This window comes from Paenibacillus pseudetheri, assembly GCF_924513355.1.
GTDB lineage: Bacteria > Bacillota > Bacilli > Paenibacillales > Paenibacillaceae > Paenibacillus_AQ > Paenibacillus_AQ pseudetheri.
On the sequence record NZ_CAKMAB010000016.1, the window covers coordinates 112,980 to 125,407 of the forward strand.

At 47.1% G+C, this 12,428-nt stretch carries 11 protein-coding genes and 1 tRNA gene; 7 read left to right on the plus strand and 5 right to left on the minus strand.

The genetic code is table 11. From position 1 onward, the window contains the following. Positions 1 to 368: 368 nt before the first annotated feature. The 3 genes from L1028_RS16405 to L1028_RS16415 form a co-directional block, all read right to left on the minus strand. Positions 369 to 461, minus strand: a complete 93-nt coding sequence (locus tag L1028_RS16405) for a YjcZ family sporulation protein (RefSeq protein WP_234535581.1) — start codon at positions 459 to 461, stop codon at positions 369 to 371. Between the two features lie 456 nt (positions 462 to 917). Beyond that, a complete protein-coding gene (locus L1028_RS16410; RefSeq protein ID WP_234535583.1) occupies positions 918 to 1,010 on the minus strand; it encodes a YjcZ family sporulation protein in 93 nt (30 codons plus the stop codon). Between the two features lie 111 nt (positions 1,011 to 1,121). After that, positions 1,122 to 2,525 (minus strand): RsmB/NOP family class I SAM-dependent RNA methyltransferase, encoded by a 1,404-nt coding sequence (locus tag L1028_RS16415; RefSeq protein ID WP_234535585.1) that lies wholly within the window; start codon positions 2,523 to 2,525, stop codon positions 1,122 to 1,124. A gap of 157 nt (positions 2,526 to 2,682) precedes the next feature. On the opposite strand from L1028_RS16415, the gene L1028_RS16420 reads away from it, so the two are divergent. From L1028_RS16420 to L1028_RS16430, 3 genes are read left to right on the plus strand one after another with little or no spacing between them, the layout of a single operon-like run. Continuing rightward, entirely contained in the window at positions 2,683 to 3,819 is a 1,137-nt protein-coding gene (locus L1028_RS16420; RefSeq protein WP_042186889.1) for a glycosyltransferase family 4 protein, read from the plus strand. 6 nt (positions 3,820 to 3,825) lie between these two features. Further along, positions 3,826 to 5,136 (plus strand): metallophosphoesterase family protein, encoded by a 1,311-nt coding sequence (locus tag L1028_RS16425; RefSeq protein ID WP_234535587.1) that lies wholly within the window; start codon positions 3,826 to 3,828, stop codon positions 5,134 to 5,136. Further along, on the plus strand, positions 5,126 to 8,371 hold the full coding sequence (locus L1028_RS16430) for an ATP-binding protein (RefSeq protein ID WP_234535588.1): 3,246 nt from the start codon (positions 5,126 to 5,128) through the stop codon (positions 8,369 to 8,371). The genes L1028_RS16425 and L1028_RS16430 overlap by 11 nt, the downstream gene beginning before the upstream one ends. Here L1028_RS16430 and L1028_RS16435 read toward each other — a convergent pair. After that, positions 8,358 to 9,470 carry a YkvI family membrane protein gene (locus L1028_RS16435; protein ID WP_234535590.1) on the minus strand — a complete coding sequence of 371 codons (1,113 nt, stop codon included), beginning with the start codon at positions 9,468 to 9,470 and terminating at the stop codon, positions 8,358 to 8,360. The two genes, L1028_RS16430 and L1028_RS16435, sit on opposite strands and share 14 nt — an antisense overlap. A 174-nt stretch (positions 9,471 to 9,644) precedes the next feature. On the opposite strand from L1028_RS16435, the gene L1028_RS16440 reads away from it, so the two are divergent. The 3 genes from L1028_RS16440 (at position 9,645) to L1028_RS16450 (ending at position 11,108) form a co-directional block, all read left to right on the plus strand. Continuing rightward, on the plus strand, positions 9,645 to 10,217 hold the full coding sequence (locus tag L1028_RS16440; RefSeq protein ID WP_076283133.1) for a xanthine phosphoribosyltransferase: 573 nt from the start codon (positions 9,645 to 9,647) through the stop codon (positions 10,215 to 10,217). 101 nt (positions 10,218 to 10,318) lie between these two features. Then, complete coding sequence (locus tag L1028_RS16445) at positions 10,319 to 10,636, plus strand: hypothetical protein (protein WP_036689410.1); 318 nt, start codon at positions 10,319 to 10,321, stop codon at positions 10,634 to 10,636. Between the two features lie 253 nt (positions 10,637 to 10,889). Then, positions 10,890 to 11,108, plus strand: a complete 219-nt coding sequence (locus tag L1028_RS16450) for a hypothetical protein (RefSeq protein WP_042186900.1) — start codon at positions 10,890 to 10,892, stop codon at positions 11,106 to 11,108. Positions 11,109 to 11,182: 74 nt separating this feature from the next. On the opposite strand, the gene L1028_RS16455 is transcribed toward L1028_RS16450, so the two are convergent. After that, positions 11,183 to 11,629 (minus strand): YhjD family protein, encoded by a 447-nt coding sequence (locus L1028_RS16455; protein WP_042186902.1) that lies wholly within the window; start codon positions 11,627 to 11,629, stop codon positions 11,183 to 11,185. A 187-nt stretch (positions 11,630 to 11,816) separates the two neighbouring features. On the opposite strand from L1028_RS16455, the gene L1028_RS16460 reads away from it, so the two are divergent. After that, positions 11,817 to 11,900, plus strand: a tRNA-Leu gene (locus L1028_RS16460). Positions 11,901 to 12,428: the final 528 nt, after the last annotated feature.

Here is a 12,428-nt window from a genome sequence, read left to right on the forward strand (position 1 = left end):
AAATTCACTGACTCTGTAGAGGGTGAAGATTAGTCGAGGAGATGTATCGGCGTTACCCTTCAACGATGGATTTTTCACTTCTGGCCCGATCTTGAACAGGATGTAAGTGAAGTGTTTAGGGTGCTGAAGGCATGCGGAACGTTTGTTATTATTTCTGAGATCTATAAAATCAATTATCACATGAACAATACACAAAGAAAAGAACGAAGAGATAGATCAGTTATTTCGTAAATCTGGATTTCAAACGGTAAAGATTCACGAGAATAGCAAATGGAGATGTTATGTCGGAAAGAAATAAAGCGGCCGCACCGCCCTAAGAAGGACGACACAGCCGCTTTAATTTCAATGCTTATTAAGCCGGATTGGTATTAAACGCACAACGTACAGGAAATGATGACGAGCAAGATGAAAAGTACCAAGATCGAGCCGGTCGAAGTGAAGCCTCCTCGAAATTCACCCATGTTATATTCCTCCTTAATATATGTCTTGTTCTCAATGCTGCGGCGGGTGTCGCAGCTTTCTGAGATAATGACATCATATGCCAAAGAGGGCCTATTGCACTGGTCTATGGCCTATTGCTCGTCAATATGGGTTTTTAGGATGCGTAGTCCTTTGGGAAGATGATTCTTAAGCTGGCAGGATCTTGAACATGATATAAGTGAAGTGTCTAGGGTGCTAAAGGTAGGCGGTACCTTTGTTATTATTTCTGAGATCTATAAAATCAATTATCACATGAAACAATACACAAAGAACGAAGAGATAGATCAGTTATTTCGTAAATCTGGATTTCAAACGGTAAATATTCACGAGAATAACAAATGGAGATGTTATGTCGGAAAGAAATAAAGCGGCCGCACCGCCCTAAGAAGGACGACACAGCCGCTTTAATTTCAATGCTTATTAAGCCGGTATTGGTATTAGACGCAAAACGTACAGGAAATGATGACGAGCAAGATGAAAAGTACCAAGATCGAGCTGGTCGAAGTGAAGCCTCCTCGAAATTCACCCATGTTATATTCCTCCTTAATATATGTTTTGTTCTCAATGCTGCGGCGGGTGTCGTAGCTTTCTGAGATAATGACATCATATGCCAAAGAGGGCCTGTTGCACTGGTCTATGGCCTATTGCTCGTCAATATGGGCTTTTAGGATGCGTAGTCCTTTTGGAAGATGATTCTTAAGTTGGCCTGCACTTGCTTTGCCCCAACTTATCGGCAATCCATCTAAAGTTACAAGTGTCCATCCATGTAATTCTACCGGCACAGGTAAGCTTTCGCCCCGGAGCCAAGCATGTATTTCAAGCCCCCCACTACTGAGATCATAACTACGTGTTACTTGTGTGTGTTGAATTGCCATCGCAAGGGCGTGAGCGGGTTCAATCCGATTTTTCTTCAAATGGGCAATATGTAGCCCGGCTCGTGGAATACGCAGACCATCCAGCAGTCCAGTATGGAAATTACCATTAAAGGATTCAGGCAGCAAATAAAGGGATTCTCCGAACAGCAGAGGGACGCCTTGATATGAGAAACCAGGAAGCTCTACCGCGGCCCAGTCTTGGAATAACTGGTATGCATCGCGAACGGAAGAATTAATTTTTGGGTTGCTTTTGCTTCGACGCTTTTTGGTGCTGCGTTTGGCGTCATCGATAACGTCGTTTTCGGTGACTCTGTGCTTACGTAGGAGTGCAACAAAGTGGCCTTCGCCTTTTTTTAAATGTGGCCACAGGCGCTTCCAGGTAAGAAGTTCCATATCGGGGTAACGATCCGTCAATCGGGCAATGGTATCCTCATTCTCTTTGCGGTTAAAGGTGCAAGTAGAGTAGGCTAGAGTACCTCCGGGCTTAAGCATAAGGTAGGCGTCCTGCAGGATATCCCATTGTCTCGCCGCACACATAACCACATGGTCAGGAGACCACTCTTGAACGGCATTTGGATCTTTTCGAAACATGCCTTCTCCTGAGCAAGGAGCATCTAGCATAATTCGGTCAAAAGTAAGTGGAAAGCGCGAAGACAGCTGTTCTGGCGTTGCACAGGTTACGAGGGTATTCTTAATGCCTAAACGTTCTACGTTCTCTGCAAGAATTTTTGCGCGCTCTGGATGAATTTCATTAGAGATTAAGAGGCCTTGTCCTTGCATTAAACCAGCGATATGCGTAGTTTTACCCCCAGGGGCTGCTGCAAGGTCGAGGACGGTTTCACCGGGTTTAGGTGCCAGCAGTTCAGCTGCGGACATTGCGGAAGGCTCCTGAATATAATATAGTCCAGCAGCATGGTAAGGGTGCCTGCCTGGTCGGGCGGGCTCTTCATAATAATAACCATCAGGGCACCATGGGATAGGTTTCAGATCAAACTGTGAGACTGTGCGTTCTACTGCGACTTGACCTGAATCCGAGATGCTTTTCAATGGATTAAAGCGAAGTCCCTGCGTTCGTGGTGCTGAATAACTTTCTAGAAAAGCATTTGCCTCTTGCCCCAGCATTTCTTGTATATATGCGGTGAAAGAGGCAGGCAGCTGTTCTTCCTTCATAGATCATTCTCCTTTTTCTTAGTTGCTGTTTCATGTTTATACCGATAAAATCAAGGTATGGGGAACGTAATCGTACCTGAAATTCTACATATACACAACTATATCATAATTGCCAAGTCTTACTGTACGTAAGGCAATTGTAAAGGGGATGTACCATATGAATTTGCTGCAAGCGCTCTTCTTCCCGCCGGAGCAACCCGGTGGTGTATCATCCATGATCCCTTATCTTCAGGAAAGGTTCCGTTCAAGCCGCTGGGAGATGGATTTGTTCTGGTTACCTAAGCGGATTCGCAACAAGGGACATGAAGAAGTCATATTCGAGACCTTTGATTGGACCCAGTTTGGGGAAAGTCAGATCGTTCAGAAATATATTCAGACCTACCGTGATTATCTATGGTGGACTAAACTACGAATGAGCAAGACATATGATCTTATCCATTCCCATCATCCAATTGCTGGTTTAGCAATGAAAAAAGTATTTCCAAATACTCCGTTAATTCAAACCTTACATTCTAGTTATGAGCGAGAGCTGATTCTTAATGGAGCTATTTCTGAAGGCGGGCTGGAACATCAGTTTCTAGTTTCGCTTTACCGCGAACTTGAGCATGTTAGTGATCGGTTAATGACTGTTTCGCAAGCTTTTGCAGAGTATGTGGCGCCTTATATTCTAGATCCTTCTAATATAGGTGTAATACCGAATGGTTTTGATGAGAAAAGGTTTAAGCCAGTTCCGCATGACAACGCTGTACCACAGCTAGTGACTGTGACACGTCTAGTTCCAGCCAAAGGAATTGATACTTTACTCAAGGCCTGTGCTGAGCTTAAAAATCGCGGCCATGAATATGTACTGCATATTATTGGAGATGGACCTTCACGTGCGGATTTGGAAAATATGGCTAAGCAATTAGGAATTTATAATGAAACGATTTTTTATGGATATACGCTCCATCCGGAAGAATTTATGCCTTTCTTTGATATTTTCGTGCTGCCTTCTCGGGCGGAGGCCTTCGGATCGGTGTTTGCAGAAGCAGCGCTTAGCTGCTTGGCTTTAGTTGGGACGAATGTAGGCGGGATACCGGAGCAGATTGAAGATGGTGTGAATGGCCTGCTCGTCAGTCCTGATGATGAGATTGCTCTTGCTGACGCTTTAGAGAAGGTGATATCCGATCCGGCTTATCGTTATGAGCTTTCTCGTTCAGCTTGGGATAAAGCGAAAAGCTTGTATTCGCTGACTCGTGTCGCTAATGAACTTAAAAAGACATACTTACAGTATCCCTCAGGAACGAAGGGGTGAGCAGGTATGATTCCATTTCGATTTCTACATGCTGCTGACTTACATCTGGATAGCCGTTTTTCTGGGCTGGTGCATATTTCGCCAGCCATTCGTTCATATTTACGTGAGTCAACCTTCGCCGCCCTCGGGCGGCTTGTCCGCGTTGCCATCCAAGAGAACGTTGATTTTATTGTCATCAGTGGAGATGTATACGATGTTTCTGACGCTTCATTACAGGGTCAACTACGGTTTCAGGAAGCACTCAAGGAACTGGGTCAGCAAGGAATACACGTGTTTCTGATTCATGGCAACCATGATCCACTTGACGGATTACGTCTGACTACAGAAATGCCAAAGCATGTTACCGTGTTTGGAGGGGAGAGGCCAGATCTCGCTACTGCTTATCGTCGCAAAGATGGTCAAGAAGTGGCTATTGTTAGTGGAATCTCCTATCCGACTGCGAAAGTTACGGACAACACTGCAGTGACCTTTTCTCGAAAGCCTGGAAGCCGTCTGTTTCATATTGCTATGCTGCATGGGAATGTAGACGGTGATTTGCTGCACGAGACGTATTCTCCTTGCAGTCGTAGGGACCTTATCGAACGGGGTTATGATTATTGGGCACTTGGACATATCCATAAACGTAGTGTATTGCATGAAAAACCAGCGATTATATACCCGGGTAATATACAAGGACGTAGCATTAAGGAAACCGGACCAAAAGGCTGTTATGTTGTGGATGTTGATGAGGCTGGAAGTGCCACGCCCCAGTTTCATGAGCTTGATTATGTTCGCTGGCAGGTACGGGATCTGTCCATCGAGGGATTGAGTAACGAAGCAGAATGGATACAAAGGGTGGAGCAGGTGATTGACGATATCAGAGAGGAACTCCCTGAGCTGATGTCAGTGGTCAGATTTCGTCTGATTGGACGCGGGGACGTACATAAAGTATTAGCTGAAAAAGGAGCGGCAGAGGATCTCCTGTCTGAACTCCAGCGCCGTGAGGCGGTTCGGGCTGAGCGTAAAGATTATAAGGGACTTGTCTGGGTGGAAGGATTCGCTGTAGAGTCCGGGTTAGCTATTGACCGTGAACGGTTATTAGAGGAGGATAGCTTTCTTGGAGAAATGCTACGAATAACGGAGCGTACGGAACATTCAACAGAAGCGCTTGAGGAACTAATAAACAGTGCGCTTAAGCCGCTCATGGAGAATCAGGAGCTGCGACAGCTGCTCTCGGTGACAAGTCAAGAGGAGAAGTTAAGTTGGCTTCGTAATGCAGCGGAACAGGGAATCACAATGCTCGGTGGAATGGAGGGTGCTCCAGAAGATGAGAATTGAACATTTGCAGATCCATGGCTTCGGACGTTTGCATAACCGAGAGATTGATCTATCGGAAGGAGTTACTATACTCTATGGACGTAATGAAGCAGGAAAAAGCACGACGTTGCAGTTTATTCGCTCCATGCTGTTTGGAATTCCAAGTCGTGGTAACCCTACGCAGAGGTATGAACCTATGCAAGGCGGATTACATGGGGGAATACTGAAGGCACGTGATAGTAATGGTAGTCTATGGACCATTCGTCGCCATACATCTGGTGGTGAGGGCTCAGGAAGAAATGAGAAGCTGAACATCACGGTTAACCATCCGAATGGAACAACGCAAGAGCTAGGGCAAGCTGAAATGGAGCGTCTTTTGCTTGGTGGTATCTCTCGAAGCATGTTTCATCAATTGTTCGCGGTCTCTCTCGATGAACTGCAGGAGCTTGCTGCACTTCAATCAGAAGAGATGAGCAGTTTTCTCTTTCACGCAGGTATGGGCGGCGGTGGAAGTATCATGCGGGCGGAACGCCGATTGGTACAAGAAGCTGAGAAGCTATATAAACCTCGGGGCAAGCTGCAGGAAGCTGCTAAAATCGTTCAGGCTATTGAGAAACTAGAGCGCCAGATGGCGGAGAGCCGCTCTTATCTTCCACGTTATAACGGTAATATAGCAGCATTAAAGGTTACGGAATCTGAGCTAGATCAACTGGAACAACAACGTAAGCTTACTGGAGACAAGCTCGTGATGCTTCGCAAAGCTCAGGATGTTCGTGAATTGTGGTTAAAATGGAGCGATGCGCAGCTTGAGCTGCAAGACCTGCCAGTGATTACAACCTTTCCTGAAGATGGAGCGATTCGCTACCAGGCACTTGAAGGTGAAATTCGAAATGCTCAGGGAGCAGTAACTCGTTATGAACGTCTTCAAAGTGAGCTTACGGCTGAGCTGGCGCAGAATCCGCCGGATGCGTTGTTAACAGCGCAGGGGCCTGCCCTGGAGCGGCTGGATCGTCATCGGAGCAGCTATGAGAACCTGCGAGCGGAAAGACAGCGGCTAGAAGGTGAATTGACCGCGCTGAATGAGCATTTGCAGCGAATTCTGCGAGGCATTGATGTCAGCTGGAGTGCAGCAGATCTGACTGTATTTTCGGGTGCAGCAGCGGATCGTGAAGCTGCACGGAGGTTTGCGGCGGCGTTCGCGAGTTATGATCGCCGCATGGAAGCGGAGGGCGCAGCGCGGCAGACGCTGCGGTCCCGTTTGGCCGCTGCCTCAGCTTCGCTGCAGGCAGCAGAACGGGCGCTGGCGCGTGAGCACGCTACAGGCGCCGAATCTTTTGCGCAGCTGGCTCCGCGCAGCGCCCGTGAAGTGCTGCAGCTGTGGGACGAGCTGCAGCAGGCGGCCGAGCGCTGGCGCGAAGCGCAGCTCAGCGAAGGGCCGCAGCGCGGCCCCGGCGCCGGAAGTGACGGCCCTAGCGCGCAGCGCATGGCCGCGCTCTACCGGCGCCTGCTGTGGGCTGGGGCAGCACTAACCGTGCTGCTGCCCACAGCGCTGTGGCTGACCGGTGCTCCGCCGGTCAGCGCAGTGCTCGCGATCGGCCTGCTTGGCGCGGCCGATCTTGCCCTTTGGGCCGGCCTCAGCGGAGCGCGCCGGCCAGAAGCGTCCCCACCAGGGCATGGCGGGGACGTGGGCACAGCCGCAGCCGAGATGCTGCGGCTGCGGGGGCAGCTGCTCTCCGGGGCGGAGCCGGAGAGCGCAATGCCGGGGCGGCGATCGGCCGCCCCGGGGTCCAGCCCTGACGCAGGCGGGCTGGAAGCCTCCATGAGAGAGCTTCGCAGGATCATGGAGGCTTGGTCCGCTTGGCGGCAGCGCATTGAACGCTATGCCGCCGAGCGGGATGCCTGCCGCACGGAGCTGGAGACGCTGGCAGGCCAAGAGAAGCTGCTCGCGGAAGAAATGAGCCTGGCGGAGACGGCTTTTACGAAAACTGCTGAGCAATATGAAGAATGGCTTCGTGAGCGCAGATTGCCCGAAGGGTTGTCTCCGGAAGGGCTGCCGGAACTCTTCGCTATGGTGGAGCAGGGGAACGAACTGCTGCGCCAAGAGAATAAGCTCTCTTTACGACTGAAAGAGCTGGAAGATGAGTGTAACGTGTTCGAGGAGGAGCTGCTTGCTCTCATTTATGAATCAGGTACTGATCCTTTAGACGAGTCTGGCGTAGCGGCAACTAGCTTTGATATGGATCCGGAGGATGGACAGCGACGATCTGCACTAACTTTACTAAGCTGGCTGGAACTTCGAAAAAGAGCTTGGGATGAACTGAAAAAGGATCGGATTCGCCGGGAAGGTATTCAGTCACGGTTACAAGAGCTTCTGGAAGAGCTTAAGGAGAGCCATAGGGTATTAGGTGAGTTAAGAGAACAGCGTGACCACCTGTTGTACGAAGGAGGAGCAACAGGCGGGGAGGATTTCTTAAGGAGATCGGCTGCTGTACAGCGGCGTAGTGAGCTGAATAAATCCATTCGCCAGTGGGAGCTAGCCATGTTTGGAGGCTGGGAGGATGAGCGAGTTGACGCCTTGCAGTTATTATTAGATCATCATGATGCTTCAGCACTCCAGAAGGAGCGTACAGCGGCTGAAGAGTTAGCTGAACGGGAGGAAGAAATGTGGAACACCCTGCTGGAGCAACGAGGGAAGCTGCTTCAGGAAAGGGAGTATTTGAAAGAGCGTTGTATGGGGGACACTGTAATTCAGCAATTGGAAGAGCAGAGAGCCGCTCTGCGAATCGTGGCTGATAAGTATGCAGTAGCAGCATTAACTGCTGAATTAATCGGAAGAACCCGCCGTATTTATGAACAGGAGAAGCAACCTCAGGTACTTTTGCTTGCATCTGACTATTTCTCCAAGCTGACCGAAGGGGTATACAAGAGAGTAGTTATGACTCTAGGTCATAAAGAACTAAAAGCGGATCACAAAGATGCTGGACTGCTGGACAGCGGTCTGCTCAGCCGTGGGACGGCAGAACAGTTGTACCTTTCCATCCGCTTGGCACTTGCAGAGACGATGTCTCGGCAAGTATCGCTGCCACTGCTGTTCGATGATCTATTCGTTAATTTTGACGAGGCTCGTCTTCATGCTGCGCTTTCGCTGCTTGGCGAACTGTCGGTCTCCCGCCAGATTGTGATGATGACCTGTCACAAGCATGTGGCGGAAGCGGCAGCACGAATCATTCCAACAGCAGCAGTTATTTCCGTGTAACTGGTTTTATGGATGCAAGGCGGTTCCCTTTCCCACTCGAACCCGATGAGGAATCGCTACGAGGTGGAATAGACCATGGCGTACGTAGTAGCATGACAGCCCAGACCATCGACAAAGCTCCGAAGATCGGGTAGAACACGGAGAGTAGGGAGCTAAAGCCAAATTGGCTCAGTAAATAACACACCAACATCAGAATCGGCGTAATTAATGCCGGTTTAACTGGAATTCGTTGTTTAAGCTGCATGGTGACGCCATAAATGTCGGCGACAAATGTGCTAAAGATCTCCAAAAAGATCAGCAACAAATATATAGTTTGCACTACAGTACCCAACCGGATGGCGATGTTGCCCATAGGGATTTCAAATTTGAGAATACCAGGCATCTGCGAGCTCATCGCGAAATGCGCGGCGATCAACATAAAGCCGATTCCGGCACCACCAATAATACCGCCCCAGACAAGAGATTTTTCTTCATCAGTATGTCGAGCCATGGGAACTAATACGGCTTGAGCCATACCTAGATTAAAGGCGGTGTAGAGCAACGGCGACATCCAAGCGCCAAAGATAGTCCGATCCGTTTCTAAGAATAAGAACCGCTGAGCTCCTGGAATTTGAAAGGTATTAAAAATAATGATGAGTGACAGCGTAAGCATTAATGGGACGATCAGACTGTTCATCAGCAGAATACCGGAAATTCCCCGTTTAAGCAGAAAATAAGAACCAACCAGCGTCAGTATTAACCCTGTTTGATAATGAAATCCAAAATGCTCTTGAAAAATAGCGCCCGCGCCTGCAAGCATAATACTGTTGACACCCATTAAGATGACCATCGTGAACAAACTGATGGTGCTTCCGACTTGGTCGCCGAAAAGGTGTCGGTTAAAGTCTTCATAAGACTCTGCTTCTATGCGCCGAGCGATGACCATCATTTTCGTACCCAGCCAAATGAACAGTATAGTAGAGAGCAGGATGGTCAGGACTGCCCAGTGTCCGTAACGAGTGAAGAATTTTAATATTTCTTGTCCGGTGGCGAATCCGGCTCCTACAATGGTGCCAATGTAAGTGAATGCGATCTGTAATGTTCGGACATGTGATTTCATGGCTCCCCTCCTAATAGTTTTAAGAACAAAAGAAAAATCATAATGAGTGCTATGCAGGATAGCCTTGTGCACTCTGTATAGTACAGGTTATGATGAGGATCAGTAGGACATGACTTCCGTGATTCATTTGTACGGAACGTCTGCGATTATAAAGGGTATTGGAGGTTCAAAGTCATGGAAGTGTTGAAACAGCGGATTTTGGAGGAAGGTGTCGTCGTCTCGGATGAAGTGCTGAAGCTGGATGCACTGTTGAATCATCAGGTAGATCCACAGCTTACGATGGAAATGGGACGGGAGTTTGCCGGGAGGTTTGCGGACTGCGGAATAACACGTATTGTGACCGTGGAATCCTCGGGCATTGCCGTGGCATTTGCCACCGCATATGAGTTAAAGGTGCCGTTAGTTTTTGCACGTCGCAAAAAAACACTTTTAGCAGATCCGGATGCACTTTGTGAAAGAGTTCCTTCTTTTACGAAAGGTATTGTTACCGACATTATGTTGTCTCGCCAATTCATCTCTCCAGAGGATAAAATCCTCTTTATCGATGATATTATTGCTAATGGTGATGCAGCACGTGGATTGATTAAGATTATCGAGCGCTCTGGCGCTGAGCTGGTAGGTCTTGGCGTTGTAGTGGAAAAAAGCTTTCAGGCAGGAGCTCGGACGATCAAAGAACAAGGCATCCGACTGGAGTCACTCGTAAGAATTACTTCTCTTAGTGGAGGCACCATTGAATTTGGGGAATAACCCGCTTTAGAAATAAGAACAGGCCTATTTTTCAAACAACTGCTTTTCACCCTATAGATTTTCCTTTATAATAAAATCAGACATAGGGAGGAGGCGTCACAATGGGGAAAGAACCGGTGACTGAGCAATTTTTTATTGATAAATTAACCGAGGCCAAGGATCACTTCGAGCGTGCGCTGGATTGCAAACACACGGAATTCGACGATCTGTATCCCTATATGATTGAACATCCTCAGTTTTTTTGGTACAAACGCTATGTAGCTTGGTCAGAACTTCTGACAATCAAAGGTTTATGTGAGGAACTTTCCTTTCCTTGGAGGGAGAAATTCACAACTAACCAAGTGGAGTATCTGGAGCAACGTGTGATGTCCGCTAAAGTTCTTGATTTCTGGTTCGAGAAGAATGAAGCGCTGATATAAGAATGCTTTAGTAGATATGCAATTGGTCAATTACTTATACGAGACCCAGATGATTTTTCATTTGGGTCTTTTTTCTGGAAATATAAGAAAGTATATATTTTACGCTATCCTTTATCCTTATATTTTTCGCAGAACGGATCTCTGCAAGCGAAATGTAGTATCACTGCATCGGAACTATTCTCTCCTTAAAGGGGGGCGTATCCGTTTCTGCTTAATGAAAATAGGATAAGCTATATAGAGGGAGGGATTCATGATGATTAGCGATGAACAATTGGATGCGTACCGAATTTCCGGCGAGAAAATTCGTGTGGTGCGGGACGGCATAGAAAGTAATGATGTAAAAGGGATTGTTCTGGCTTGGGACGATTCGCAGGTAATGATTCGTCGTCAGAATAGACGAGTAGTAAAGCTTGATCGGAATTATCTATTCCAACCCTTCAGTGAACCAAGGAAAGAACCTGATAATATATAATCTCCACAGCATAAACAGCTCCTTACCCAAATTGGGTGGGGAGCTGTTCTGTGTATACCTATGCCTCTGACGGATTAAATACTTAGAGCTAGCTGGGAGTCGCTTTCTTCTCTGGAGAGTATGGAGAGTTCTGTGGACAATCCGAGATACGCGCGCATCCGCAGCATCATCTCTCTACGGAATCCTGGCCATAATATATTCATCTCACCTTGATATCCTCTACAGGAGTACAAGGCCTCGACTCCTCGTTGATCTTGGCGAACGGTTGTGATCTTCAGATCATGTGAGCTCAATTCACGCGTAACCTCTTGAAGCATTAATGAGGTCTTCTTAGTGGCACCAGACAAGAGCTCCATATAAAGCTGAGGGGTCTTAAATAGACCGCTTTTACTAATTACACGGCAGTCACGCTCGAAAACTTTATGAATAAACGTTAGCAGCAAATAGCTTCTGACAAGGGACAGTTCTTCTTTAGTAACATCTTCATCAACAATGGATGTCTTTAACTTCGTAGTCGCCATTATAAATCACCTCATTTATATTATGCGAACTTTTGTTCTCATTATACCTTATATTCGGAATTAAAAGCAATAATTATCCATAAAATAATGATGGATAAGAAAAGCTGGAAAATATATTGACGCTTTAATCTCAGCATGGTATGATCTATCTTGTGACCGCAAGTTTGATATGTAGTCATTATGATGTGCGGTCGTGGCGGAATTGGCAGACGCGCACGGTTCAGGTCCGTGTGGTAGCAATATCGTGGAGGTTCGAGTCCTCTCGACCGCATCAGTAGAAACTCCCTTGAGTAATCAAGGGAGTTTTCTTTACGTAAATGTAAGGTTGACTAATCTGTGACCATAGATAAGTGAATAACATTTTCATTGTGGATGGAGCCTAGACTCATGAGAGTATTGTATAATTCAATGAACTTACAGGTGTGTAAGTAGGTGTATAAGTAGGTGTATAACTGAGGGGAAGTCGGGGAGCAATGGAGTAGGATTTATTAAAGGAGAATTCAGGATTATAGGAAATTCCTCCCTATAATTATTAGAATTCAGTTTATTTTCAATGAGTATAGGGAATTCCTCCCTATAAATTCGGATAAACCCCGAAATAAGTCGAAATCCAATGAATTTAAGGGAGGAATTCCCTATATCCTTCGATTTATGGACTAAAGCGTAAAATTAAAGGGAGGAATGGACCTCTGTCAAGAAAGTGGACACCCATTATGCTGCCTTTCTCTTATTAAATTGCGCAGCAAACCGAACCGGTGAAAGGTAGCCTAGTGCACCGTGGATTCGTTTTCTATTGTAA